The organism is Azonexus caeni (assembly GCF_048146105.1).
Classification (GTDB): Bacteria; Pseudomonadota; Gammaproteobacteria; order Burkholderiales; family Rhodocyclaceae; genus Azonexus; species Azonexus aromaticus_B.
Window position 1 is genome coordinate 145,552 of record NZ_JBKJAD010000006.1, and the last position, 23,392, is coordinate 168,943.

28 protein-coding genes are annotated in these 23,392 nt (G+C 62.2%); 10 read left to right on the plus strand and 18 right to left on the minus strand.

What is annotated here, in order from left to right:
* Positions 1-9: 9 nt before the first annotated feature.
* The 7 genes from tssG to ACLIIZ_RS09085 form a co-directional block, all read right to left on the minus strand.
* Complete coding sequence (gene tssG, locus ACLIIZ_RS09055) at positions 10-1,053, minus strand: type VI secretion system baseplate subunit TssG (RefSeq protein ID WP_416691765.1); 1,044 nt, start codon at positions 1,051-1,053, stop codon at positions 10-12.
* On the minus strand, positions 1,017-2,846 hold the full coding sequence (gene tssF / locus ACLIIZ_RS09060; RefSeq protein WP_416691766.1) for a type VI secretion system baseplate subunit TssF: 1,830 nt from the start codon (positions 2,844-2,846) through the stop codon (positions 1,017-1,019). The genes tssG and tssF overlap by 37 nt, the downstream gene beginning before the upstream one ends.
* The gene (gene tssE / locus ACLIIZ_RS09065) at positions 2,847-3,353 is read right to left on the minus strand and encodes a type VI secretion system baseplate subunit TssE (protein ID WP_416691767.1); all 507 of its coding nucleotides are present in this window, start codon (positions 3,351-3,353) and stop codon (positions 2,847-2,849) included.
* 19 nt (positions 3,354-3,372) lie between these two features.
* Positions 3,373-3,909 (minus strand): Hcp family type VI secretion system effector, encoded by a 537-nt coding sequence (locus ACLIIZ_RS09070; RefSeq protein WP_416691768.1) that lies wholly within the window; start codon positions 3,907-3,909, stop codon positions 3,373-3,375.
* A gap of 36 nt (positions 3,910-3,945) precedes the next feature.
* A complete protein-coding gene (gene tssC / locus ACLIIZ_RS09075) occupies positions 3,946-5,427 on the minus strand; it encodes a type VI secretion system contractile sheath large subunit (RefSeq protein WP_416691769.1) in 1,482 nt (493 codons plus the stop codon).
* Entirely contained in the window at positions 5,424-5,927 is a 504-nt protein-coding gene (gene tssB, locus ACLIIZ_RS09080) for a type VI secretion system contractile sheath small subunit (protein WP_416691770.1), read from the minus strand. Before tssB ends, tssC begins: the two co-directional genes overlap by 4 nt.
* A gap of 69 nt (positions 5,928-5,996) precedes the next feature.
* Positions 5,997-6,629, minus strand: a complete 633-nt coding sequence (locus tag ACLIIZ_RS09085; RefSeq protein ID WP_416691771.1) for a tetratricopeptide repeat protein — start codon at positions 6,627-6,629, stop codon at positions 5,997-5,999.
* Positions 6,630-6,748: 119 nt separating this feature from the next.
* On the opposite strand from ACLIIZ_RS09085, the gene tssJ reads away from it, so the two are divergent.
* The 3 genes from tssJ to icmH are packed head-to-tail and all read left to right on the plus strand — an operon-like array spanning position 6,749 to position 9,525.
* Complete coding sequence (gene tssJ / locus ACLIIZ_RS09090) at positions 6,749-7,390, plus strand: type VI secretion system lipoprotein TssJ (RefSeq protein ID WP_416691772.1); 642 nt, start codon at positions 6,749-6,751, stop codon at positions 7,388-7,390.
* Between the two features lie 15 nt (positions 7,391-7,405).
* The gene (tssK, locus tag ACLIIZ_RS09095) at positions 7,406-8,749 is read left to right on the plus strand and encodes a type VI secretion system baseplate subunit TssK (RefSeq protein WP_416691773.1); all 1,344 of its coding nucleotides are present in this window, start codon (positions 7,406-7,408) and stop codon (positions 8,747-8,749) included.
* The gene (gene icmH, locus ACLIIZ_RS09100; RefSeq protein ID WP_416691774.1) at positions 8,746-9,525 is read left to right on the plus strand and encodes a type IVB secretion system protein IcmH/DotU; all 780 of its coding nucleotides are present in this window, start codon (positions 8,746-8,748) and stop codon (positions 9,523-9,525) included. Before tssK ends, icmH begins: the two co-directional genes overlap by 4 nt.
* A 6-nt stretch (positions 9,526-9,531) precedes the next feature.
* Here the strand turns inward: icmH and ACLIIZ_RS09105 are convergent, their stop codons facing one another.
* Genes ACLIIZ_RS09105 through mltG form a run of 6 tightly spaced genes read right to left on the minus strand, consistent with a single transcriptional unit; the run spans position 9,532 to position 13,941 of the window.
* The gene (locus tag ACLIIZ_RS09105) at positions 9,532-10,161 is read right to left on the minus strand and encodes an ankyrin repeat domain-containing protein (protein WP_416691775.1); all 630 of its coding nucleotides are present in this window, start codon (positions 10,159-10,161) and stop codon (positions 9,532-9,534) included.
* Positions 10,158-10,943, minus strand: a complete 786-nt coding sequence (locus ACLIIZ_RS09110; RefSeq protein WP_416691776.1) for a TatD family hydrolase — start codon at positions 10,941-10,943, stop codon at positions 10,158-10,160. The genes ACLIIZ_RS09105 and ACLIIZ_RS09110 overlap by 4 nt, the downstream gene beginning before the upstream one ends.
* Before the next feature lie 6 nt (positions 10,944-10,949).
* Complete coding sequence (locus ACLIIZ_RS09115; protein WP_374328503.1) at positions 10,950-11,312, minus strand: PilZ domain-containing protein; 363 nt, start codon at positions 11,310-11,312, stop codon at positions 10,950-10,952.
* Positions 11,313-11,318: 6 nt separating this feature from the next.
* A complete protein-coding gene (gene holB, locus ACLIIZ_RS09120; protein WP_416691777.1) occupies positions 11,319-12,344 on the minus strand; it encodes a DNA polymerase III subunit delta' in 1,026 nt (341 codons plus the stop codon).
* Entirely contained in the window at positions 12,338-12,949 is a 612-nt protein-coding gene (gene tmk, locus ACLIIZ_RS09125; protein WP_416691778.1) for a dTMP kinase, read from the minus strand. The genes holB and tmk overlap by 7 nt, the downstream gene beginning before the upstream one ends.
* On the minus strand, positions 12,946-13,941 hold the full coding sequence (gene mltG / locus ACLIIZ_RS09130) for an endolytic transglycosylase MltG (RefSeq protein WP_416691779.1): 996 nt from the start codon (positions 13,939-13,941) through the stop codon (positions 12,946-12,948). Before mltG ends, tmk begins: the two co-directional genes overlap by 4 nt.
* A gap of 111 nt (positions 13,942-14,052) precedes the next feature.
* Here mltG and ygfZ point away from each other — a divergent pair, with 111 nt between their 5' ends.
* The gene (gene ygfZ, locus ACLIIZ_RS09135; RefSeq protein ID WP_416691780.1) at positions 14,053-15,069 is read left to right on the plus strand and encodes a CAF17-like 4Fe-4S cluster assembly/insertion protein YgfZ; all 1,017 of its coding nucleotides are present in this window, start codon (positions 14,053-14,055) and stop codon (positions 15,067-15,069) included.
* 9 nt (positions 15,070-15,078) lie between these two features.
* Positions 15,079-15,828: an NRDE family protein gene (locus ACLIIZ_RS09140; protein ID WP_416691781.1), complete on the plus strand. Its 750-nt coding sequence runs from the start codon at positions 15,079-15,081 to the stop codon at positions 15,826-15,828.
* On the opposite strand, the gene ACLIIZ_RS09145 is transcribed toward ACLIIZ_RS09140, so the two are convergent.
* A complete protein-coding gene (locus ACLIIZ_RS09145; protein WP_416691782.1) occupies positions 15,798-16,280 on the minus strand; it encodes a L,D-transpeptidase family protein in 483 nt (160 codons plus the stop codon). The two genes, ACLIIZ_RS09140 and ACLIIZ_RS09145, sit on opposite strands and share 31 nt — an antisense overlap.
* Positions 16,277-16,735 carry a tRNA adenosine(34) deaminase TadA gene (gene tadA / locus ACLIIZ_RS09150; RefSeq protein ID WP_416691798.1) on the minus strand — a complete coding sequence of 153 codons (459 nt, stop codon included), beginning with the start codon at positions 16,733-16,735 and terminating at the stop codon, positions 16,277-16,279. The genes ACLIIZ_RS09145 and tadA overlap by 4 nt, the downstream gene beginning before the upstream one ends.
* Before the next feature lie 126 nt (positions 16,736-16,861).
* On the opposite strand from tadA, the gene ACLIIZ_RS09155 reads away from it, so the two are divergent.
* Positions 16,862-17,950 carry a calcium/sodium antiporter gene (locus ACLIIZ_RS09155; RefSeq protein WP_416691783.1) on the plus strand — a complete coding sequence of 363 codons (1,089 nt, stop codon included), beginning with the start codon at positions 16,862-16,864 and terminating at the stop codon, positions 17,948-17,950.
* Here ACLIIZ_RS09155 and ACLIIZ_RS09160 read toward each other — a convergent pair.
* Positions 17,928-18,824 carry a LysR family transcriptional regulator gene (locus ACLIIZ_RS09160; RefSeq protein WP_416691784.1) on the minus strand — a complete coding sequence of 299 codons (897 nt, stop codon included), beginning with the start codon at positions 18,822-18,824 and terminating at the stop codon, positions 17,928-17,930. The genes ACLIIZ_RS09155 and ACLIIZ_RS09160 overlap by 23 nt on opposite strands.
* Positions 18,825-18,918: 94 nt before the next feature.
* On the opposite strand from ACLIIZ_RS09160, the gene ACLIIZ_RS09165 reads away from it, so the two are divergent.
* The 4 genes from ACLIIZ_RS09165 to ACLIIZ_RS09180 are packed head-to-tail and all read left to right on the plus strand — an operon-like array spanning position 18,919 to position 21,423.
* Positions 18,919-19,722, plus strand: a complete 804-nt coding sequence (locus ACLIIZ_RS09165; RefSeq protein ID WP_416691785.1) for a DODA-type extradiol aromatic ring-opening family dioxygenase — start codon at positions 18,919-18,921, stop codon at positions 19,720-19,722.
* A gap of 2 nt (positions 19,723-19,724) precedes the next feature.
* Positions 19,725-20,267: a cytochrome b gene (locus ACLIIZ_RS09170; protein WP_416691786.1), complete on the plus strand. Its 543-nt coding sequence runs from the start codon at positions 19,725-19,727 to the stop codon at positions 20,265-20,267.
* Between the two features lies 1 nt (position 20,268).
* Entirely contained in the window at positions 20,269-20,829 is a 561-nt protein-coding gene (locus ACLIIZ_RS09175; RefSeq protein ID WP_416691788.1) for a YceI family protein, read from the plus strand.
* A gap of 24 nt (positions 20,830-20,853) precedes the next feature.
* A complete protein-coding gene (locus tag ACLIIZ_RS09180; RefSeq protein WP_416691789.1) occupies positions 20,854-21,423 on the plus strand; it encodes a YceI family protein in 570 nt (189 codons plus the stop codon).
* Positions 21,424-21,530: 107 nt separating this feature from the next.
* On the opposite strand, the gene ACLIIZ_RS09185 is transcribed toward ACLIIZ_RS09180, so the two are convergent.
* Both ACLIIZ_RS09185 and ACLIIZ_RS09190 read right to left on the minus strand, forming a co-directional pair.
* Positions 21,531-23,084 carry a Fic family protein gene (locus ACLIIZ_RS09185; protein WP_416691791.1) on the minus strand — a complete coding sequence of 518 codons (1,554 nt, stop codon included), beginning with the start codon at positions 23,082-23,084 and terminating at the stop codon, positions 21,531-21,533.
* 114 nt (positions 23,085-23,198) lie between these two features.
* A partial coding sequence (locus ACLIIZ_RS09190) for a hypothetical protein (protein ID WP_416691792.1) occupies positions 23,199-23,392 on the minus strand: 194 nt, incomplete at its 5' end.

The following is a 23,392-nucleotide window of genomic DNA, read 5'->3' on the forward strand; positions in this document are numbered from 1 at the left end:
TGGAAATCGCTAATGAATGGTCTGGGTCAGGTAGCGGCAATCGCTGCGGTCGCGGGTTTCGGGGCGGCTGATCAGGAAGCTGTCGTAGCCGAGGCGACCGCTGCTCAGGGAGACCGGTCTGACGTCGGGGGCGCGCAGGATGGGACGGATTTCGTATTCGAACTGGCCGCCGGTGGCCAGCTCGAGCAGCTTTTCCAGGGCATGGGCGAGTTCGCCGCGCGGCATGAAGCCCATGTACTGCTCGTGCGCCATCGGCCCGATGTGCAGGCGGATGCGCAGGTTGCGCTGCCAGACGCGTTCGCCGACCAGGGAATCGACACCCAGCGCGCAGTTCTGGCCACCAAGCGTGGTCCATTGAGCGCGCGGCACGACGTACCAGCGACCAACGAACTGTTCGACACGAACCGGGGTCCGGAAATAGGCGGCAAGCACCCGCGCCATCGCTTCGCCGGAAACCGGCCGCTGCCGCAGCAAGGTGGTGAAATAGGCGATCGATTCGTCTTCGATGGCGCCCGGCGCGTCGTTCAGCCGGTCGCGCAGGGCATCGAAGCCAACCCCACCGAGGGCCAGGATCAGCGGCAGGAAGCGGTTGCGGCGATTGGTTTCGTACTGGATGGGCAGGCGGTATTTTTTCCAGGCGCGGTAGAAATGGCCGACGGCACGGTTGGTGAACAGGTCTAGGAAAGCGCGCCCCGAGGTATCGCGCTTGAAACGTTCGTGGTCGATGACCTGCTCGGTGTAATGAACGGGCAAGGTGCCGTTGACGCCGAGCATGCCCATGAAGCTGGGCGTGATCTCGACCTGCTCCAGTTCGCCGGTCGCGTTGCCGTCCTCGTCGAGGCGCTCATGACTCTGCATCGCGTCGACCTGGCTGGGGGCAAAGCCGAGACGCAGCGAGTTGCGGAAACGGATGCGCTCGCTGACGGCATCACCGCCTTGCCGGGCGAAGACGATCTCGTACAGGCGCACGAGCTGGAAGAACTCGAAGCGCTCGGGCGCCTCGCGCGTCTGCTCGATCAGCCCAGGATCGATTCGCCGTTGCGGGGTGCGCATCGGATCAACTCCTCTCCGGTTCGTTTGGAAACAACAACCAGTTGAATGAAGCTGTTGAGGCTGACGTAAAGCCCGAAGAAGCGGTCGGCACAGCGGGTGAAGACATCGAGACCGCTGCCGGCGAAACTTGATTCGTCGATGGTCAGGCGGATTTCCAGGCCGCGGATGAAGCAGGCGAAAGGTTTGCCCGGCATCCAGACGGTACGCTGCAGGTGTTCGACGCCGAGCACGCCTTCGATCTGCCGCCGGGTGCCGGCCGTGCGCGGCAGGTCGTAGAGCGCCAGCATTTCCTGCAGGGCTTTCAGCCCGTTGCCGGTGAGCGACAACTGGTTGAGCGACAGATGCGAAATGATCCGCCACTGCCCGTCGCGCCGGTGGTCGAAGCGGTGCGGCGCGCTCGGCTTGCGCAGCAGGCGGATCGAGCGCACGCCGGAACCGCCTTCGAGGAAAAGGTCGCCGGAAGGCAGGCCGACCGACATCATGGTCGGCAATTCACGGTTGGTACAGGTCAGCTGTAGGCTGAGCACATCGGTCTTCGGCTGCACCGGATCGAAATCGGCATCGACGATGGCAAGCGAGGTTTCGTAGCCGGGGCTGCTTTCAGCGACGATCGGATCACGTTGGGCATACCAGTAATAGCCGTTCTGCTCCGGCGTTTCGCCGTGACGCAGGGCAAAGAAGGGACGGAACTCGGTGATGGCCTCACCCTGCGGCGTCTGCCGGACACGGCGTACCGAGTCGATGGCATAGACTTCGTAGGCGTAAGCGCGGCGCCCGTCGGCAACGACCGGGTAGGACGACAGTCGATGGCTGACGCGGATCGGATCGCCACGTTGGGGAAACAGATTGACCACCGGCACGCAGCCCAGGCGCAGGTTCTTCGTGGTCAGCGTCTGCATCAGGCGCGAGGCATCGCTGTCCGCGCGCAGGTTGCCGAAAACGACGTGCAGGCGGACCTTGCGCTCGCCGCGCAGGCGCGCTGGCAATTTGCCAAGATCGAGTTCGAAAAAATTGAATTTCTCGGGAAAGCAGAAATACTCGGTGAGATAGCGATAGGCGTCGTGTGCGGTGTCGGGCATCTCGATCAGCGCCTCGTCGGCGGCGAAACCGACTTCGCCGATCATTCCCCGGTCGACGGCATGCCAGCGCTCGTCGGCACCGGCCGCATAGACTTTCAGCGTGCGCAGGAACAGAGCGTCGCGCAGTGCCGAAGCGACCGATGGTTCAGCATCGATGTAGAAACGCAGCTTGCCGATGCGCTGGAAACCCTCGTCGCCATGGTGTCCGCGCACGCCGAGCGAGAAGGAAAAAAGCGCGTTGCTGCCAACCGGCAGCCGAATGTCGCTCGGTGCGCTGGCAATCGGATTGAAGACGAGCTGGTCGAGGTCGACCGCCGCCAGCTTGAGCGCCCAAGCGGTGCGGAACTTGCAGACGGCACCGCGGATTGGCCGCGAATGCAGTTCGGTATGGCGGGGAACGATGGTTGTCGTATCGGTGTTGCCGGTATCGTCGAAATGGGCGATCGAACAACTCGGGAAGGGGCGCAGATAGTGCGGATAGAGAACATTCAACAGGGCCTCGGTAAACTGCGGATAGCTGTCCTCTAGTTTTTTCGAGACGCGCGCGGTCAGCAGCGCAAAGGATTCGATCATCCGTTCGACGTGCGGGTCATCGCAGCCTTCTCCGGACAGCAGCAACTGTGCCGCCAGCTTCGGATAACGCTCGGCAAACTGCCGGGAATGCTGGCGGAGAAATGCCAGTTCTCGTTCGTAGTAGGGAAGCAGGTCTTCCAATTACATTCCTGGGCGGGGCTTCTGACGTTGAACCGAATACTGCAGACTGGTCGGTTGCAACAGGGCATCGAAGGCGACCGGCTCCTGCGCGGGTTTCACTTGCAGCACGGCAGTGATCGAAAAGTACAGCGCATTGATCGTCTTGCGATGCAGCTCCAGAGTCACCCGGACATCCCGCAGACGCGGTTCGTGCGCGGAAATCGCCTGCTCAATGGCGCTGCAGATGCGCTTGCGGTCATAGACGCTGGCCAAGCTCAGTCCGGCGAAATCGCCCATGCCAAACGCCGCCACCGAGCGACTGGACAGCGGAAAGTCGGCGCCTTGTGCTTCGTCGATCAGGCTGCGGGTATTGAGCAGCGACTCGAGGTCGCGAGCGACAGTGTCCTTCAACTGCTCGATCGACAGCCGCCGCCGCGCCGCGGCGACAGGTCGGTCGTCGAACAATTTGTCAAACAGGGACGGCTCGAAACCTTTGTTCATAAAAAAGGCGGAAACGAGTTCCGCCATTTCGTGCACGAATCAGGGATCAGGTCAGGCTCGGCGTGTTGGTAGCGAGGTTCCAGGCACCCTGGATATTGACCTTGCCGGACTTGTTGCCGTCGATGTTCAGTTCGTCGTAGGTCCACTTGATCGCCGAATACTTGAGCGAGAAGGTTTCGGACGGAATGTCCTCGCTATCGACCGACGGCGAAACGGACGCGATGATCACGTTCTTCAGTTCGATCTTCATGTACTGATGGCGGTTCTGCGTACCCGACGGGGTGCCGGTCGTGTTCTTACCGCCGAAGGCGCGGTAGAAGTAGATCACCACGTCGTTGACGACGAGGCCGGACGAGCAGGCCTGGTAGAGCTTCGGGCTGGAACCGTCGATGTTCTTGGTGAAGAACATTTCGCCGTGCTCGACGCGCTCGGCAGTATGGCCGCCGGCACCCGAGGCGGTCGCCGACTTCGGCTGGCGCATCGTGTGGCTCCAGGTCGAAACTTCAACCTGATCCTTGTGTCGGGCATCGCGGGAATCCCCCTTGATGTCGCTACCCTTGAACTCAACGTATATATCCTTCATTTCCTACTTTCTCCTTGGTTAAAAACAAAGACAAGATCAGGCCTTGCCAGACTGCGGCAACTCGGCGACCAAACGCAATGAAACGGAAAGCTCATCAAGCTGGAAATGCGGCCTGATGAACGCTACTGCCCGGTAGACGCCGGGGCGACCCGGAACTTCTGCAACCTCGATCGAAGCTTCGCGCAACGGAAATTGCGCCTTGGTTTCCTGCGACGCGGAATCGTCCGCGGTCACGTACTGATCGACCCAGCGCTGCAGATAGTTCTGCACGTTCGCCGCTGAGGCGAAGCTACCAATCTTGTCGCGCATCATTGCCTTCATGTAGTGGGCGATGCGTGAAACCGCAAACATGTACTGCAACTGTGCCGAGAGCGAAGCATTGGCGTTGGCAGAGTCGGTATCGTACTTTCTGGGCCTCTGCGTCGACTGAGCCCCGAAGAAGGCCGCATAATCGGTATTCTTGCAATGCACCAGCGGAATGAACCCGAGATCACTCAACTCCTTTTCCCGGCGGTCGGTGATCGAAACCTCGGTCGGGCACTTCAGCGCGACCTCGCCATCGTCAGTCCGGAAGGTGTGCGTCGGCAGATCCTCGACCAGGCCACCGCCTTCGACACCACGGATGGCTGCGCACCAGCCGTAGTTTTCAAAAGCCGAGGTCAGCCTTGCGGCAAAGGCAAAGGCGGCATTGCACCAGAGGTACTTGTCGTGATTCGTGCCATCGACTTCCTCGACGAAGTTGAAGCCCTCGGTCACTTCACCGTCGATCGGATTGAACGGCAGGCGCCCGAGGAAGCGCGGCAGCGCCAGCCCGACATAACGCGAATCCTCGGATTCCCGGAACGACTTCCATTTGGCGTATTCGACAGTATCGAATACCTTCGACATGTCGCGCGGCTTGCTCAGGTCGGTGAAACTGTCCAGACCAAAGAGCTGCGGCGAGGCGGCCGCGACAAAAGGCGCGTGAGCTGCCGCCGCGATATGCGACATCTGCTCGATGAAGTACATGTCCTCGGCCTGGCGATTCAGTTCGTATTGACCTACTAGGGCGCCAAAAGGAGCACCGCCGAAAGTACCGAATTCTTCTTCGTAGACCTTCTTGAACAACGCGCTCTGATCGAAGTCGATCGCCGTCTTGAAATCTTTGACCAGTTCCCGCTTGCCGACGTTGAGAAGTTTGATTTTCATCATCTCCCCGGTCGAGGTTTGCTTGCACAGGTAGTGCAAGCCGGTCCAGGCGCTTTCCAGTGCCTGGAATTCCGGCGCGTGCATGACCTCGCTGAGCTGTTCGGAAATCAGCCGATCAAGTTCGGCAACCCGCGCGTCGAGCGACGCGGCGAGGTTTTCCGAGACGACCACTTCGCCCTGCAAGACCTGGCGAACCAGTTCGCTGATGATGTCGCGGGCCCGATGACGCTCCTGGTCGGATTGGGCGACACGACTTTCGGCGATGATCTGATCGAGAATTCCCGGCTGCACCTGGGCGGCCGGTTGGGCTACTGCCTGCTGCATGCTCATTTTTCGCCCCCGTCGTTGTCCAGTTCGTGCAGTTGTTCGGTATTGCTCAGGACGTCGCTGAGCAGATCCTCGAGTTTCTCGTTGCCGGCCAGCTTGTTGCGCAGATCGGCCAACTTGGAGCGTGCTTCCTGCAACTTGCGCAGGGGCTCAACCTGCTGCACTACAGCTTCTGGACGAAAGTCCTCGAACTTCTGGAATTCGAGATCGACACCAATCTCCCCGCCTTCCGGGGACAGACGATTCTTGACCCGATAGGCCGCCCGCGGTGCCATGCCAGTCATCACGTCATCGAAGTTGTCGAGATCGATATTGACGAACTTGCGGTCGCGCACCCGCCCCTGTGGGGTCTTGCTCTGAGCGGCAAAATCGCCCAGCACCCCAACAACGAAGGGAATCTCCTTGACCTCGACGGCGTCGCCGATTTCGACATCGTAAGTGAGTTGTACACGCGGCGGCCTGACCTTTTGCAGACGCTTCTGGACGCTTTCTTTCTTTGCCACAAATTTCTCCCGATGGATCGAAAAATGCCTCGGCTTACCGGTCCGTGGCGACCGGCGCCCCCCTACCCTCTACTTCAGATTCCCAAAAGGATTGCCAGTCGCGGTCGCCTGCGTTTCTCTGGCCGGTTGTTGCGGCTCGGCCCGAACGTTCCTCTGACGCGAAGCAATCGCTGCTTCTCTTCTGGCCCGGGCTTCACGACGCTTTCTGGCTTCGAGCTCAGCTGGGGGAACCAGGACGTCTTCGCCAAGAATGTCGCGCATGGTCATCGCCAGACCGGCTGCATCGGCGCGGGCATTGCCCTTGAGTTCGGCGTCATTGCGCAAATCGGCCAGCGACTGCGCGGCAACCCGCAGCCCGGATACCGCACGGATGCTCTTTGCGGTACGGTCGTTGTTATCGATCTTCAGGGCTTCGTCGGCAGCGACGATGGCTTCGGCATAGTCGGTCGCGTCGAAATGAATCTTGGCAATCCTGATCCACGGTTCCTTGCGCCCTGGATTGGCAGCCACCAACTCGCTGACGATGCGAACGGCGTCGTCCTTGTTACCGTTCTCGATCGATTCAGAAGCCCGAATCTCGGTCTGCATCATCAACTCGGAAAACTGCTCGTCGCTGGAAGCGGTCGGGGCTGTCGCGCATCCACCAAAAAAGACTGTGGCACAGAGGGTTACAGAAAAAATGAGCCTTGCGGGGCTGGTCATGGTCGCTCCATCTGAAAGCCGGCTTTGTATTTGTCATGACAAGTAATGCCGATGGGTTTGCCTGAAACAAGGAGGCATAGTACATTAACGCCTCCGGAAAAATCAACACGTATGCATATATGCCATTGTTGTTTTTTGACATCAAATATGAATCGCATCTATCGAAGAGGCCAAGAGTCGGCGCTCTCCTCGCGGCCGCACTCCTGGCTACAAACCTGACCGGTTGCGCCACCTCCGGCGTTCAGGTCGCCGGCGCCGCAATTGGCGCCGTCCTTGAAGCCGGCGGATTGATCAAGCGCGACGGTCGCCCGCGTGACATCGCGGTAAAACTGGTCGCCGACAAGACGCTCAACCAGACCAGCGAAGGCGTTCCGATGTCACTGGTGGCCAAGATTTACGTCCTGCGCTCCCCTGAGCGATTGAGAAGCCTCAGCTACACCGAATTATCGGAAAGCACATCGGAGGCAACCATTTTCGGCGACGATCTCATCTCGACGCGCGAAGTGGTACTGATTCCGGGAAAATCTTATGACCTTAGTCTTAAGATACCCAGCGATGCCAGAACCCTGGCCATCGTCGGCATGTATCGCTCGCCCTCCCCGAACCGCTGGCGAATTGCCCTAGACGCGCAGGAATCGGTTTCCGACGGCATCATCGCCACCGCACATGCTTGCGCCCTGAGTTTGAAGGAGGGGATTCTCGTCAACGACATCAGCGCCGAATCGGTTCGCTCGCTGCCCGAAATGCGCTGCAATGGCTGACCTGAAGGATATGGAATGAACGGAGCACAGTTGCTCTGGGGTGAGGGATTATTCCTTCGCCCCCAACATTTTCAGTTGCAGGACCTGCACTGGAATACCACGGCAAGACAAGTGCTGCTTTCCGCGAACCCCTACGCCTGGGGCATCCGGGAGTTGGAAATTGACCGCGACGCCTTGAAGAACGGCGTTCTGCGCTTCAATCGTGTCGACGTGTTGTTCGCCAACGGCGATTCGCTGATCGCTCCAGAAATCGATCAGCTACCGCCCCCGCTGGCGCTCGCCGATGCGGTGACCGAAGATGGAAACGTTGAATTTTACCTGGCCCTGCATCATCTCAATCCACATGGCGGCAATACCGCCGAGAATCAGGAAAACGCTAGTCAGGCCCGTTACCTCTCGCTGCCGCTGGAGGCGGCGGACCTGTTCACGGACGCCGCGGAGGCCGAAGTCACTACCCTGAGCAAAATCTGCCGGGTCAAGTCAGCCAACGAACCGCGCGACCAGTATCAGACGCTGCCCGCCACCCGGATCAAGCGCACCGCCAGCAACGGTTTCGAGATCGACCCTTCCTTCCTTCCGCCTTCGCTCAGTTTGCGTAGCGCGCCCAGCCTGCTGCAGATGCTGCGTCGGCAGATCGATGCGCTGCTGGCAAAGGTCGATGCGCTATACGGTTTTCATCGCGAACCATCGCGCCATGTGATCGAATTCCGCTCCGGCGATATCGCCTCGTTCTGGCTGCTGCATACGGCCAGCAGCGCCTGCGCGGCACTGACGCATCTTTTCCGCAACACCGAAACCGCTCCGGAACGCCTCTTCCAGGAATTGCTGCGTCTCGCCGGCGGTTTGATGACATTTTCCAAGACCCACACACTCAACGATCTGCCAACCTACGACCATGCGCAGCCCGGCCCGGCTTTCTGGCGCCTCGACGCGATCGTGCGCGAGTTGCTCGACACCGTCATCTCGACACGTTATTTTGCCATCGCCCTGAGCCAGCCCAAGCCAGCGTTTTATGCCGGACATCTTGATTCGGAACGCATCAACAGCGATACCGCCTTTTACATTTCGGTTTCCGCCGCCCATCCGCAATCGGAAATCATCGAATCGGTGCCGCTACGCTTGAAGGTCGGCGCGCCCGACGATGTGGAAAAACTCGTGCTTTCTGCCATGTCCGGGGTTCGTCTGAGCCACGCGGCGCAAGTACCGGCGCCCATTCCAGTTCGTCCCGGCGCCTGCTATTTCGCGCTCGATGCCCATGGCGCCTTGTATGAACGAATGCTCAAAGCCCAATCGGTGATGATCTACGTACCGGAAAGCTACCGAGAACTGAATCTCGAACTGATTGCCGTCACGCCATGAATCCAGCCCCCAGCCTGCTCTCGCTCTCACCAACCAGCCACCCACAAGCAGAGTATCTGCAACAGGAAAGCCAGGGAAAGAATCTCGTCGACCTCCTCTACGATGGCTTTTACCTGCTGATCCTGCTCCGCGGCCGTAGCGTGCCGACCGATGCGAACGCGTTTTCGTCCAGTATCCGGCAGTTTCTTGAGGATTTCGAGCGCACGGCGCGCAAGCGGAACTTCAGTGCTGACGATGTCTTCGATGCCAAGTACGCGCTATGCGCGGCGGTCGACGAAGCAGTGCTGACATCCAAGATGAACATCCGCGACACCTGGGAACGCCGTCCGCTGCAACTGGAATTGTTCGGAGACCAACTTGCCGGCGAGCACTTCTTCGATCGTCTGGAAATCGCCCGCAATAACGGTGCGGCACGCATCCAGGCGCTCGAGGTCTTTCACATGTGCCTGCTGACCGGTTTCAAAGGGCGCTACCTGCTTGAGGGGCCGGAGAAACTGAAGTACCTGGTGGCCCAGCTCGGCGAACAAATCGCCCACATCAAGGGACGTGCAGCAGCTTTCGCTCCGCATTGGGCGGCCCCCGACAGCATCAGCAACACCATCAAGCGCGATGTGCCGCTCTGGGTAATCAACTCCGTGCTCGCTCTTTTTGGAGTCGCCGCCTATGCCGGCATGGCCTGGCATGCCGGGAAGCAGGTCGAGGAACAACTGGCCCCCTTCCAGGACATCGTCCAGTTGGCGCCAAGAGCGCCAACCCTGACCATCACCCTGCCCTGAAATGTGCTAGCGGGGCTTGCGCGCCGCCATGAGCAAGGTGGCGATTTCGCTGTTGCCGGTGCGTTGGGCGATATCCAGCGCGCTGTCCCCGCGATCGGTGCGCCTTTCCAGATCTGCACCGCTGGCCAGCAAGGCCCGCACGACCGTCAAGTGACCGTTGCGGGCAGCGGCCATCAAGGCCGTCATGCCGCCCTCGCTACTGACGTTGATGTCAGCCCCCTTTTCCAGCAGGTAAGCCACGACTTCCTGGTGACCACCGAACGCCGCATATACCAGCGGCGGCCATCCCGGAACGGTCTGCGAAGCCCCTGCCGTAACCAATATCTCGACAATCTTACGCTGACCGCGCAAGGCCGCCATGGCCAGAGCCGTGTCGCCCGCCGCATTGCGGGCATTCAATTTGGCGCGGTAATCGATCAGCAACCGGGCCAGTTCCTCATGCCCGTCCCGCGCCGCCAGCATCAACAGGGTGTTGCCTTCGCCGTCGGTGGTATCCACCGAGGCGCCCCGCGCCAGCAGCGGCCGGATCGCGGCCGTATCGCCCATTTGTGCGCCATGCACGAGATCGTCATAGGTTCCCGCCACGACACGGAAAGGAGCTGTGGCAAGGAGCAGGATCAGCAGATGTTTTTTCATGAATTCCATCGCTCAGGAAGCCCCGGCTTGAACAACCGGATGAAGTTCTCGGTGCTGGCGTCGGCAACATCCTCGAAAGAAAGGTCGCGCAAGCGGGCAATTTCCTCGGCCACGTAACGGACGTAAGCGGGCTGATTCGGCTTGCCACGGTAGGGCGCCGGCGCCAGATACGGCGCATCGGTTTCGACCAGCAGGCGATCCAGCGGGCAACGGCTGGCGACTTCCTTGACGACGGCCGCATTCTTGAAGGTGACGATGCCAGAGAAGGACAGATGGAAGCCGATATCCAGCGCCTGACTGGCGATCTCCCAGTTTTCGGTAAAGCAGTGCATGACGCCGCCAACCGCTTCCGCACCTTCTTCGCGCAAGAGTCGTATGGTGTCTTCGGCCGACTCTCTGGTATGCACAACCAGCGGCTTGCCGCAGGCGCGGGCCGCCTGGATATGGGAGCGGAAGCGTCGCCGCTGCCATTCCGGGCGATCCTTGTGCCAGTAGTAATCAAGACCGGTCTCACCGATCGCCAGCACCTTCGGATGCTGTGCCAGCGTCACCAGTGTGGCGGCATCGGGCTCCTGACAATCGGTGTATTCGGGATGTACGCCGACCGAGGCATAAAGGTTGTCGGCTTGTTCGGCGACAGCCAGCACGGCAGGCAGGTCTTCGAGATTGACGCCGATCGTCATTGCCGCGCCAACTCCGGCCTCGCGCATTGTCGCCAGCACTTCGGGAAGACGTTCGCTCAGCCCCGGAAAATCCAGGTGGCAATGGGAATCGACCAGCATCGCGTGTTACAGGGTATGCGTCGGGCGAGCCGATTGCAGGACGCCGCCGAGCAGGCCTTCGATCTTGCGCCGTGCCTCTTGGCCGCTTTCATCATCATTGAAATGCACGCCGATACCTTGCGCCCGACCGTTCTGGGCACCGGCCGGCGTCACCCAGATTACCGAGCCGGCGATCGGCAGCTTGGTGGGATCATCCATCAGGGAAAGCAGCATGAAGACTTCATCGCCCAACGCATAGACGCGCGTCGTCGGAATGAAGATGCCGCCATTGCGCAGATGCGGCATGAATGCGGCATAAAGAGCGGACTTTGAATTGATGTTCAGCGACAGGACGCTGGGACGTTGCGGTACGGGTTTGACTTCGCTCATCCTGGATCAACGGCTAAACATGGCTCGATAGTCCAAAAAGACACTTTCCAGAAACAGTCGTGCGTTGAGAGGCTGTTCCGCCTCGCGGCGACGCTGGTTCATGTCCCGGTACTGATGGATCAGACGCACAGGCGGAATCATAGCAGCGAGCGCTGATATTTGGGACTGCTGTGCCAGAAAATATCTGATTGGCAAGCCGTTCCCGGCCAGCGTCAGATCGACTGTCCATTTCTGCAGGGCCTCGACAATCTGCTTGAGTTGCAAGCCGCCCTTGCTGTCCTTGATCGCCTTGTCGAGTTCGGCTGCACAAGCCAGCGCATCGGCCTTGCCACCAGCAGCGAGATTCGTCGCCAGTCGGTCGAGCCAGGCGACCTGCCCGGATTCCGCCAGTTCCAGGGCCAGCCGCGGCGAACCGCCGCTGATCGCCAGCCAGCGTTCGGCGTCGCGCAGGCCGGCGGCACCGAGAATGCGTGTCGCGGTTTCGCGTGACGGCGTGACGAAAGGTATCGACTGACAACGGCTGCGGATCGTCGGCAAAAGCCGGGATGGATCACTTGAAACCAATAAAAACAAGGTATTTGGCGGTGGTTCTTCAAGTGTTTTCAAGATCGAGTTCGCGGCATTCCGGTTCATCGCTTCCGCCGGATTGACCAGGACAATACTCAATCCTCCACGGTGACTGCCAACGCCGAGAAACTCGTCGAGCTCGCGCACTTGGTCGATGGTGATCTGCTGGCTCGGCTTCTTCTTTCCCTCCTCTGCCGCCACTTCCTCGCTCAACGCATCCGGTTGCAACAAGCGGAAGTCGGGGTGGTTGCCCAGGGCGAACCAGTTGCACGCCAGGCAGCCACCGCATGCCCGACCGTCCGGCGCGCCGCTCTCGCACAACAGCGCGGCGGCAAATTCGCGGGCCAGAGCGTACTTGCCTAGGCCTTTCTGACCGATCAGCAACAAGGCGTGCGGCAACCTATCCCGCCGCGCCAAAAGGCTGGACCAAATCTCTTTGTGTAGATCAAAAACATTTATCAACATAGTGTTGAAACGATTTCTTCAAGTTTTTCACGAATATTTTCCAGCGTATTGTCGGCTTGAATCACTCGCATCCGAGCAGGATGGGCATGTGCCCGCTCGAGATAGGCCTGACGCACCCGTTCGTGGAAGTCCGCCCTTTCCTGTTCGAATTTGTCGAGCACCCGGTTGGCTAGAACGATGCGCTCGCGCGCCACTTCCAGCGGCAGGTCGAAGAGCAGCGTCAGGTCGGGTTGCAGGTGCTCATGGACCCAGTGCTCCAGCGCCAGGAACTTGCTCTTGTCGAGCCCGCGACCGCCGCCCTGATAGGCCCAGGTGGCGTCGCTGAAGCGGTCACAGATCACCCACTCGCCGCGCGCCAGCGCCGGTTCGATACGGCTAGCCAGGTGTTCGCGGCGGGCGGCGAACATCAGCAGGGTTTCCGTCTCCAGATGCATGGTCTCGTTGAGCAGCAATTCCCGCAGCCGCTCGCCGAGCGGGGTGCCACCGGGCTCACGCGTCACCTGGACGACGCGCCCCTGGCGACGCAGGTACTCGGCCAGCCACTCGACGTGACTGCTCTTGCCGGCACCGTCGATGCCTTCGAAAGTGATGAACTTGCCCCTCATTTGCCGCCTCGCTGATAACGGTTGACCGCCCGGTTGTGCTCGTCGAGCGTCCGCGAAAAATGGCTGCTGCCGTCGCCGCGCGCGACGAAATACAAGGCATCGCTGGCCGCCGGCTGGAACGCGGCACGCAGCGAGGCCGGGCCTGGCATCGCGATCGGCGTCGGCGGCAGGCCGGCGCGGGTGTAGGTATTGTACGGGGTGTCGGTCTGCAGATGGCTCTTGCGCAGATTGCCGTCGAAATTCTCGCCCAGGCCGTAGATCACCGTCGGATCGGTCTGCAGGCGCATGCCTTGGCGCAGACGGTTGATGAAGACGGCAGCGACATGGGGACGGTCTTCCGGGCGTCCGGTTTCCTTTTCGATGATCGACGCCATGATCAGCGCCTCATCCGGCGAACGGTAAGGCAGGCCGGCGGGCCGCCCGGCCCAGGCGGCGCCGAGTTGCTTCTGCATCGCGGCGGCAGCCCGGGCGATCACCTCGAGATCGCTGGATTCCTTGTCGAACAGGTAAGTATCCGGCAACAGCCGGCCTTCGAGCTGCCGCCAGGGCAGACCGAGGCGGGCACTGATCGCGGCTTCGTCGAGCGTGCGGCTGTCGTGGCGCAGCGCCGGATGGGCGTCAAGCCGTGCCCGGAACTGGCGGAAAGTCCAACCTTCGACCAGCGTGACGCTGGCCTGGCTGACCCGGCCCTCAACCAGTTTGACGAGGAGCGTGAGCGGCGTCTCGCCGCTGTCGGTAGCATAACTGCCGGCCTTGATCGCATTGACCTTGCCCTGCCAGCGGGCCAGCAGTTTGAATAGATCGGCCTGCAGCGGGATGCCGGCCGCGTTGATCTGCTGGATCGTTCCGTGCAGGCTGCTACCGGGCGCCACCCGGAATTCGACGGCCTCGCCAGGCAGATCAAGCGGCCGATTCGCCCACCAGACGAAGGCGGCAACAATCGCAGCGGCGGCGAGCAGAAACAGGGCGACAAGGCGAAACACGAAACGCATGGGAACTCGCGGGCGGAAATCGGGTCTTGCCGGTCGGAAACCGCACGGCAAGGCGCATCGGGCGGCTGGCAAAACGGGCGATATAATAGCCCAAACCTCAAGGAGCCCCCCATGAATCCCAACTGGCGCAGCTTTCTCGAATCGGCCGAAGCGAACTTCGCCGCCGACGCGACCGACGTTCTCGACTTTGGCGACGCTTCCGGCGAACTACTTGCCGCCGGCCGGCAGACCGTTCTCGTTCCCCTCACCCACCTCGCCCTGCTCAGCGCCGAAGGCGAAGATGCCAAACGCTTCCTGCACAACCAGCTGACCAACGACATCAACCACCTGGCCGACGGCAAGGCGCAGCACGCCGGCTGGTGCACCGCCAAGGGGCGGATGCAGGCCAGTTTCGTCGTCTGGCACAGTGCCGGCCGCTACGACATGGTGCTTGCCGCCGACCTCCTGGAAGCCACGCGCAAGCGGCTGCAGATGTTCGTGCTGCGCGACAAGGTCAAACTCGCTGCCGGCGACGACACGGTACTGCTCGGCCTGGCCGGCGCCCAGGCCGGCGAGGCGCTGGGCGACGCCGGTCTGGCCTTGCCCGAAGCGCCGCTGGCAATCGCCGTCAGCGGCAACGTCACCGTCCTGCAAATTGAACCCCAGCGCTACATCGTCGCCGCCCCGCTCGCTGCCGCCCCGGCGCTCTGGCAGCAGCTCGGCGGCAAGGCGCGACCGGCCGGCGTGCCGGCCTGGCGCTGGCTCGACGTGCAGGCCGCCTTCCCGCTGGTGACGCTGGCGACCAAGGAAGAATTCGTGCCGCAGATGGCCGACTTCGAGAAGATCGGCGGCGTCAGCTTCCACAAGGGCTGCTACCCGGGCCAGGAAGTCGTCGCCCGCACCCAGTACCTGGGCAAGGTCAAGCGCCATCTCTACCGTCTCAGCGCCGACGTGCCGCTCAAAGCCGGCGACGACCTGTTCTCGCCCGACAACCTGGAACAGGCGGCCGGCAAGGTGATGACCGCGGCGCCGTCGGCGACTGGCGGCCACGTCGCGCTGGCCGTCGTGCAGTCCAATTTCGCGGCCAACCTGCGGCTCGGCTCGCGCGAAGGGGAACCGGTCTCGGCGATCGCCGTCAATCCGGCCTGAGCGCCGGGCATGTGCCTGATCGTCGTCGGCTGGCGGGTGCATGCCGATTATCCGCTGGTAGTCGCCGCCAATCGTGACGAGTTTCATGCCCGGCCAAGCGCCGCTGCCGGCTTCTGGCCAGGAGAGCCGGACATTCTCGGCGGCCGCGACCTCGAAGCCGGTGGCACCTGGCTGGGCGCAACGCGCAGCGGCCACTTCGCCGCCGTCACCAATGTTCGCGAACCAAGCCAACCGTCCGGCCGACGCTCGCGCGGCGCCCTGACGGCAGAGTTCCTGCGGTCGGCCAGCTCGCCCGCCGACTACGCGGCCAACCTCGTCCTCGACGATTACGCCGGCTTCAACCTGCTGCTCGCCGACAACGACAGCTTGCTCTACCTCTCCAACCGCGACGCCGAACCACGCCCGCTGGCACCCGGCATCTACGGCGTGTCGAACCATCGCCTCGACACGCCCTGGCCCAAACTACTCAAGGCCCGCCAGCACTTTGCCGCAGCGCTCGGCCATCTGCCCGATCCCGATGCCTGCTTCGAGCTGCTCGCCGATCGGGCCATCGAGCCCGATGAAAGCTTGCCCGCCACCGGCGTACCCCTACCCTGGGAGCGTCTGCTTTCGGCGGTCTTCGTGCAGTCTGCGGATTACGGCACGCGCGCCTCGAGTGTGCTGCTGCGCGGCAAGGACGGATCAATCACGATGTTCGAGAAAAACTTTAACTCTGACGGACAAGTGATTCAATCTTCAGTGATTTCAACTTCAGAATAGCAGGGCACGTAGTCGAACAACTCGACGATGTCGGCGTTGCGCATGCGCACGCAGCCATGCGATCCGGGAACCCCCATTTCCGCGTTGTCCGGCGAGCCGTGGATATAGACGTAGCGGCGCATGGTATCGACGCAGCCGAGGCGGTTGTGACCGGGTTGGCAGCCGGATAGCCAGAGGATGCGGGTGAGGATCCAGTCCCGCCCGGGGAATTGTTCGGCGAGTTGCGGCGTCCAGATTTCGCCGGTCGGCCGGCGGCGGACGAAAACCGTGTTGGCCGGCATGCCGGCGCCGATCTTGGCGCGGATGATGTGGCGACCGCGTGGCGTCTGAAAGCTGCCGGAGATTTCACCGACCCCGGCCTTGGCGGTCGACACCGGGTATTCGCGCAACACAGCGCCATTCTCGTCGAGAATCTGCAGCGCCTGGCGGGCAATCGAAACCAGCAGCTTCATGGCGCTTTCCGGCGGCGACCGGCAAAGAAGGCGGACAGCAGGCGGCTGCATTCGTCGGCGAGCACGCCCCCCTCGACCGTCGCATGGTGGTTCAGGCGCTCGACGCCGAACAGGTCGACGACACTGCCGTGGACGCCGGTCTTGGCATCGCGGGCGCCGTAGATGACCCGGCTGATCCGCGCATGCATGATCGCCCCGGCGCACATCGCGCAGGGCTCGAGCGTCACATAGAGTTCGCAACCGGGGAGACGGTAGTTGCCGAGGTTGCGGGCGGCATCGCGCAGAGCAGCAATCTCGGCGTGGGCGGTCGGGTCGTGTTCGCCGATCGGCGAGTTGAAGCCGCGGCCGACGATCTTTCCATCAAGGACAACGACCGCGCCGACCGGGACTTCGCCCAGACATTCGGCGGCCTGCGCCAGCGAGATCGCCTCGCGCATGAAATATTCGTCGCCCAGAGCGGGAAATGAGGAGTCAGCAGGATTTTCCGAAGTCATTGTCCGAGGCGCGGCGGCAAAGCGGGGGCGTAGTATACCGCAGCCACTTCGCCAGCTTTCCGGCGCCTTTTTGCACAGACCAGACCCATGTTGGAACATCTCCTGTTTTTCATCCTCGGCCTCGCCGCCCTGACCCTGGGCGCCGAACTGATGGTTCGCGGCGCCGCCCGTCTGGCGCTGACCTTCGGCATCTCGCCGCTGGTCGTCGGCCTGACCATCGTCGCCTTCGGCACCAGCGCCCCCGAAATGGCGGTTTCCGCCGGCGCCGCACTGAGCGGTGCCGGTGATCTGGCGATCGGCAACGTGGTCGGCAGCAACATCGCCAACGTCCTGCTGATCCTCGGCCTGTCGGCGCTGATCGTGCCGCTGGCGGTGAATGAACAACTGATCCGCCAGGAAATCCCGATCATGGTCGGCGCCAGCCTGCTCTTCCTGGTCCTGGCGCTCGACGGCGGCCTGAGCCGTGGCGAGGGTGCGCTACTGTTCGCGCTGGTGATTGCCTACACGATTTTCCTGGTCGTCCAGTCGCGCCGGGCCAGCAAGGCGGTCGAAGCCGAATTCGCCGACGAAATGCCTGATACCACCAGCCGCTGGGACGCGCACTGGAGCGTCCAGTTGCTGCTGGTTGCCGGCGGGCTTGGTTTGCTTGTCCTTGGTGCCGACTGGCTGGTCGATGCGGCAGTCGCGGTCGCCCGAGCCTTCGGCGTCAGCGACCTCGTCATCGGCCTGACCGTGGTCGCGGTCGGCACCTCGATGCCGGAAATCGCCACCTCGCTGGTCGCCGCCTGGCGCGGCGAACGCGATATTGCTGTCGGCAACGTCGTCGGCAGCAACATCTTCAACATCTTCGCAGTTCTCGGCTTCTCCAGCCTGATCGCCGACGGCGGCATCGTTGTCTCGGAAGCGGCGCGCAATTTCGATCTTTGGGTCATGCTCGCGGTCGCCTTCGCCTGCCTGCCCATCGTTGTAACCGGCCGCGAAATCGCACGCTGGGAAGGCGGCGTCTTCCTCGCCTACTACATCGCCTACACGCTCTATCTGGTGCTTTCGGCAACGCAGCACGCCAGCCTGCCGGCATTCTCGTCGGCGATGCTGGGTTACGTATTGCCGCTGACGGTGATCACGCTGATCGTCAGCTTCGTGCGCAATGGGATCAAGGCGCCACCAACGGTCTGAATCCGCCAGCCAGGTAGTCCATCAGCACGCGGACCCGGTGCGGCACATGGCGGTTGCCGGGAAGCAGTGCGTAAATGCCGAGTTCCGGTTGCGGAAAATCCTCCAGCACGGTCTCGATGCGGCCGGCGGCGAGCGCCGCCTCGACGATGAAATCCGGCTGCAGCGTAATGCCCAGGCCTTGCGCCGCCGCCTCGACCAGCACATCGCCATTGTTGGCCTGGATCCGGCTGCGCACGGGAAATGCCCGTAACTGACCGTCAACCGTGAACAGCCATTGCTGGGTATTGCCACCTGCCGCGTAGGCAAGGCATTCGTGGTGCAACAATTCGCCCGGATGGCGCGGCCGGCCGTGGCGGGCCAGGTAATCCGGCGCCGCTACCGCGTGCAGGCGGATGCTGCCGATGCGGCGGGCGACATCGCCACCGGCCAACTGGCGCGTGATACGTAGCGAGAGGTCAATCCCCTCTTCAATCAGTTTCACCGGGCGGTCACTGTAGTCCATGTCCAGCGTCACCTCCGGGTAGCGCCGGGCGAAGTCGAGCAGGAGCGGTGCCACCCGATTGAGGCCGAAACTGAGCGGCACGCTGACGCGCAGATGACCGCGCGGAGCCTGGTTTTCATCGCTCAATTCGCTTTCCGCCGCCTCGACCAGGTTGAGAATGACCCGGCATTTCTCCAGGTAGGCGGCGCCGGCGGCGGTCAGCGACAGCCGCCGCGTGCTGCGCGCCATCAGCTTGACGCCGAGGCGACTCTCCAACCCGGCAACCTGGCGCGTCACCACCGAACGGGCGACGTCAAGCTGCTGGGCGACGGCGGAAAAACTGCCGAGTTCGGCGACCCGGACGAACAGGCGCATCGCATCGAGACGATCCATTGTTGCAACTCCAGCAATAATTATTTGCGCATTGTCGGCTATTTCGCTCGAACGATGGCGAATAAAGTACGTCCATCGCACAGGAGTCATCGCCATGAACACATCGCTTCCCACGCTTTTCGTTCCGCACGGTGCGCCGACCTTCGCGCTCCAGCCGGGCGCCGCCGGCGCCGCGCTGGCCCGCCACGCGGCAACGCTGCCCTTGCCGCGGGCGATCATCGTCGTCAGCCCGCACTGGGATACCGCCGTCGCCACCGTCGGCAGCGCAAAGCGGCTGGAAACCATCCACGATTTCTGGGGCTTTCCGCGCGAACTGTACGCGCTGAACTACCCGGCCAGCGGCTGCCCCGAGGCCGCCACTGAAGTCGCCACCGCACTGACGGCCGCCGGCCTGGCGGTCGACATCGACCGCAACCGTGGCCTCGACCACGGCGCCTGGGTGCCGCTGCGCCTGATGTTCCCGGACGCACAGATCCCGGTCATTCCGCTGTCGCTGCAGAGCCGCGGCGGGCCTCAACAGGCCTGGCAACTAGGCCGAGCATTGGCGCCGCTGGTCGGGCGCGGCTTCCTGGTCGTCGCCTCGGGCAACATCACCCACAACCTGCGCGACTTCCAGCGCGCCTACGCCGCTGGCGGCCAGACGCCGGCTTACGTGCGCGAATTCGCCGACTGGCTCGACGCGCAACTGGCAGCCGGCAATCGCGACGCCCTGCTCGACTATCGCCAGCTAGCCCCCGGCGCCGTTCAGGCGCAACCGACCGAGGAGCACCTGCTGCCGCTCTTCGTCGCCCTCGCCGCCGCCGGCGATGACGCCGACTACGAACGTTTCCATGCCGGCATCGACGACTACGTGCTGGCGATGGATGCTTATCAGTTTTTGCCCCGTCAAGGAGCTTGACCATGAAAAACCACTACACCGCCACCGCCAAATCCCTGCACTGGGTCATGGCAGTCCTCATCATCGGCCTGCTCGCCCTCGGCTTCTACATGCAGGACCTGCCGCTGTCGCCCGACAAACTGAAGCTCTATTCCTGGCACAAGTGGGCCGGCGTCATCGCCTTCCTGCTCGTCCTCGTCCGCCTCGCCTGGCGCGCCGGGCACCGCCCGCCACCCCTGCCGGCGAGCATGCCGAAGCCGCTGCAACTGGCGGCGCACGGCGGCCACCTGGCGCTCTACGGGCTGATGCTGGCGATGCCGCTGTCCGGCTGGCTGATGAGTTCGGCCAAGGGTTTCCAGACCGTCTGGTTCGGCCTGTTGCCGATCCCCGACCTGCTGGCCAAGGACAAGGCGCTGGGCGACCTGCTGCAGAACGTGCATGCAACGCTGGCTGTGCTCTTCGTCCTGATCCTCGTCGGCCACGTCGCCGCCGCCCTCAAACACCACTTCATCGACCGCGACGACATCCTGACCCGGATGCTGCCCGCCCGCCCCACGGAGAAATAACATGAAACGCACCCTCCCCACCCTCGCCCTGCTCGCAGCGCTGTCGCCGCTGAACGCCAGCGCTGTCGAATACAACCAGGTGCTGCCGGCCAAGAGCAGCGTCGCCTTTACCTACCAGCAGATGGGCGTCGCAGTCGACGGCCAGTTCCGCAAGTTTTCCGGCCAGCTCTCCTTCGACCCGGCCAAGCCGACCGCCGCCCGCGTCAGCTTCGACGTCGAGCTGGCCAGCGTCGACACCGGCGCCCCGGAAGGCGACGCCGAAGTCGCCGGCAAGCCGTGGTTCAACACCGCCGCCTTCCCGGTCGCCCGCTTCGTTTCCAGCGGCGTCAAGGCAATCGGTGGCAACCGCTACGAAGTCGCCGGCAAGCTGACGATCAAGGGCCGCACCCAGGATGTGATCGTCCCCGCCACCTTCACCGCGCAGGGCACCGGCGGCGTCTTCGAAGGCGCCTTCACGCTGCGCCGCGCCGATTTTGCCATCGGTGAAGGCAGCTGGGCCAAGTTCGACATCGTCGCCAACGACGTCCGCCTCAAGTTCCGTATCGCCGCCAGCGGCAAGTAACCCTCAACCCCAAGGAGAAAACCCATGAAAAAGCAACTCGCCAGCCTCGTCCTCGCCCTCGCCGCCGCCAGCCCTGTCCTCGCCGCGCCGGAAACCTACACGGTCGACGGCACCCACACCTTCCCGCGCTTCTCGTACAGCCACTTTGGCTACTCGACCCAGCTCTCGCGCTTCAACAGCACCAGCGGCAAAGTCGTCTATGACGCTGCTGCGAAAACCGGCACGGTCGACATCGTGATCGACGCAAAATCCGTCGATACCGGCTACGCCACCTTCAACGAACACATCCAGGGCGAGGATTTCCTCGACACTGCCAAGTTCCCGACCGCCACCTTCAAGTCGACCAAGGTCGTCTTCGACGGCGACAAGCCGGCCAAAATCGAAGGCCAGCTGACGATCAAAGGCGTCACCAAGCCGGTAACGCTGACCGTCACCGACTTCAAGGCGGCGCCGCATCCGATGCTGAAGAAGAACGTCATCGGCGCCAACGCCTGGACCGTGATCAAGCGCTCCGAATTCAACGCCGGCAAGTACGCGCCCTACGTCGGCGACGATGTGCGCATCGACATCGCAATCGAGGCGATCGCGCAGTAAGCCACTGATCGGAAAATGAAAACGGCGCCTTGCGAGGCGCCGTTTTGGCTAGTGCTGATCTTGACCTGGGAGCACGATTGACATGCGTGCTGTGGCCAGATCCTGAGCTAGTCCTGAAACGCCCGACTGACGGCCTCGACGATTTCAGCCCACACGCCAGGCTGCTTCAACACAGGCATTTCCCTGGCAAGCACATTGCTGAGTTCGCCACGGTTCTGTTCAATCGAGCGCAACACCCTGTCTGCCTGCAGGTCCGGCATCTCGACAACTTCCTTGAGTGCGGCGCGTGCCCGGGCATGGCTGCGCAGGTAACGCGACTCTTCGCGCATCTGTTCGGTCAGGGTCCGCCCGATGACGTTGGAAAGGAAGACCACATGAGGCCCCAGATCGGGATAACGCCATAGCGGCCTGGCCTGTTCGGCACCGTGGAAGGCGAAATTCGACACCACGCCATCCGGGTAGGTGGTCCGCACCGACTCGAACACGATCTGCTCCCGCACGGCCTGTATCAAGGGCTTGGATACTTCATCCAGCACCCGGTCATAGCCGCGCCGCTCCCCGGAGTCGTCCGTGATGACGGCAGATACGGGCAGAATCACCGGCGCCGGAATCACGCCATCGCGGCGCAAGATGTCGTTGACCAGAAACCGATGCACACGACCATTGCCGTCGGCCAGCGGGTGGATGTAGACGAAGCCGAAAGCCGCCACGGCGCTACGCATCGTGGGCGACTGTCCTTGCGTTCTTTCAAGGAATGTCCGCAGCCCGTCCAGCATCGCAGCGATCTCGTCAGCTGGAGGCGCCACGTAGTGGACGACCTCCTGGAAGCGTATCGTCTCACCGACGAACACTGGGGACTGGCGCATCCCGAAATGGGAGATCGTTGTCCGCCTGCCCAGAATTTCCTGCTGCAACTCAGCCAATGCGGCATCGCTGAACGGCAAATCTCCCTGACCGGTACGCCGCGCCATCACCTCCGCGAAACGCTGCACCCGCCCGGCCTGATCGGCTTCGCCTTCGATGGCAAAGCTTGCCTTGCTCTCCCGCAGCGTCATCCAGACGGCTGCCCGCAGCAGCAGGTCTTCGCCAAACTCGGCGGTCAGTTCACCAAACAGGCGCGGCACGTCGAGACTGGCAGCCAGATTCACCGCGTCGGTCTTGACCACCATGGGGCAAAAACTCCGCGTCCCCGGCAGATTGTCATTCACCCGCCAGCGCTGCACCTTGACGACCCGCTCGGGTGAGGCCGCCACCAGCTTGGCGTCGTCAATGGCATCGACGTAATTTCCCCCCATCCGTTCCGGCACCACCAGCGTCTCACCTGTCAGCCATTCGTACAGGAAGGCAGCGCGACGGGCATACTGGCCGGTCGGTTCCGCCATGACCCAAGCCTGAACGAAATCCGGACCGCTTCGCTCGAAGAGGCGAGCGAGGAATTCCAGATGAGGCACCTCGTGACGAAGGTGAAACTGCAGGTGTGCCGCTGGCTCCATCGCTGGCCGCATGGCCTCGGTATAGACTTCTGAACGAAAGCCGTTGTCGACCTGAGTCGCACGCCGCCCTCCGATCTGACTGATCACGGGCGGCTTGCCCAGCGGCATTACACCGTAGGTCTGCGCCAGCCAGGCAGCGCCAATCAAATCTGTCGGTAATCCGCTCATGCGGCGTCTCCAGAGAATGCTGTTTTTGTTTGCTCAAAAACGATTACGCAAATAATGGTTCAGTATATATCAGGTTAAAATTGCGTGAAATCGATTGCAATAAACACATATTGCTCAAAAACGATTATGCAACAGATCAACTGACTCTCCAATCCTCTTCAAATGGTGGCCCAAACATCGCTCTAGCAGCCTGTCGGACTTGAGGCGACCTGGCTGCTGAAATTGAGCTTGGATGGCCGAGATTTGGTGATTTTTATCTGGAAGCGCACGATTTTCCCTTGTTTTTGCTACTGCGGACGCAATACGGC

Bases quoted from the DNA above. Each gene is read 5' to 3' on its own strand.
- ACLIIZ_RS09085 (WP_416691771.1), bottom strand. From the start codon at position 6,629: ATGACCAGCCCCGCAAGGCTCATTTTTTCTGTAACCCTCTGTGCCACA.
- ACLIIZ_RS09155 (WP_416691783.1), top strand. From the start codon at position 16,862: ATGTTGGAACATCTCCTGTTTTTCATCCTCGGCCTCGCCGCCCTGACC.
- tssC (WP_416691769.1), bottom strand. From the start codon at position 5,427: ATGAGCATGCAGCAGGCAGTAGCCCAACCGGCCGCCCAGGTGCAGCCG.
- ACLIIZ_RS09140 (WP_416691781.1), top strand. From the start codon at position 15,079: ATGTGCCTGATCGTCGTCGGCTGGCGGGTGCATGCCGATTATCCGCTG.
- ACLIIZ_RS09070 (WP_416691768.1), bottom strand. From the start codon at position 3,909: ATGAAGGATATATACGTTGAGTTCAAGGGTAGCGACATCAAGGGGGAT.
- ACLIIZ_RS09110 (WP_416691776.1), bottom strand. From the start codon at position 10,943: ATGCTGGTCGATTCCCATTGCCACCTGGATTTTCCGGGGCTGAGCGAA.
- tssG (WP_416691765.1), bottom strand. From the start codon at position 1,053: ATGCGCACCCCGCAACGGCGAATCGATCCTGGGCTGATCGAGCAGACG.
- tssJ (WP_416691772.1), top strand. From the start codon at position 6,749: ATGCCATTGTTGTTTTTTGACATCAAATATGAATCGCATCTATCGAAG.
- ACLIIZ_RS09165 (WP_416691785.1), top strand. From the start codon at position 18,919: ATGAACACATCGCTTCCCACGCTTTTCGTTCCGCACGGTGCGCCGACC.
- ACLIIZ_RS09180 (WP_416691789.1), top strand. From the start codon at position 20,854: ATGAAAAAGCAACTCGCCAGCCTCGTCCTCGCCCTCGCCGCCGCCAGC.
- ACLIIZ_RS09185 (WP_416691791.1), bottom strand. From the start codon at position 23,084: ATGAGCGGATTACCGACAGATTTGATTGGCGCTGCCTGGCTGGCGCAG.
- holB (WP_416691777.1), bottom strand. From the start codon at position 12,344: ATGTTGATAAATGTTTTTGATCTACACAAAGAGATTTGGTCCAGCCTT.
- tssK (WP_416691773.1), top strand. From the start codon at position 7,406: ATGAACGGAGCACAGTTGCTCTGGGGTGAGGGATTATTCCTTCGCCCC.
- ACLIIZ_RS09170 (WP_416691786.1), top strand. From the start codon at position 19,725: ATGAAAAACCACTACACCGCCACCGCCAAATCCCTGCACTGGGTCATG.
- mltG (WP_416691779.1), bottom strand. From the start codon at position 13,941: ATGCGTTTCGTGTTTCGCCTTGTCGCCCTGTTTCTGCTCGCCGCCGCT.
- ACLIIZ_RS09145 (WP_416691782.1), bottom strand. From the start codon at position 16,280: ATGAAGCTGCTGGTTTCGATTGCCCGCCAGGCGCTGCAGATTCTCGAC.
- tmk (WP_416691778.1), bottom strand. From the start codon at position 12,949: ATGAGGGGCAAGTTCATCACTTTCGAAGGCATCGACGGTGCCGGCAAG.
- ygfZ (WP_416691780.1), top strand. From the start codon at position 14,053: ATGAATCCCAACTGGCGCAGCTTTCTCGAATCGGCCGAAGCGAACTTC.
- ACLIIZ_RS09105 (WP_416691775.1), bottom strand. From the start codon at position 10,161: ATGAAAAAACATCTGCTGATCCTGCTCCTTGCCACAGCTCCTTTCCGT.
- ACLIIZ_RS09160 (WP_416691784.1), bottom strand. From the start codon at position 18,824: ATGGATCGTCTCGATGCGATGCGCCTGTTCGTCCGGGTCGCCGAACTC.
- ACLIIZ_RS09115 (WP_374328503.1), bottom strand. From the start codon at position 11,312: ATGAGCGAAGTCAAACCCGTACCGCAACGTCCCAGCGTCCTGTCGCTG.
- ACLIIZ_RS09175 (WP_416691788.1), top strand. From the start codon at position 20,269: ATGAAACGCACCCTCCCCACCCTCGCCCTGCTCGCAGCGCTGTCGCCG.
- icmH (WP_416691774.1), top strand. From the start codon at position 8,746: ATGAATCCAGCCCCCAGCCTGCTCTCGCTCTCACCAACCAGCCACCCA.
- tssE (WP_416691767.1), bottom strand. From the start codon at position 3,353: ATGGCGGAACTCGTTTCCGCCTTTTTTATGAACAAAGGTTTCGAGCCG.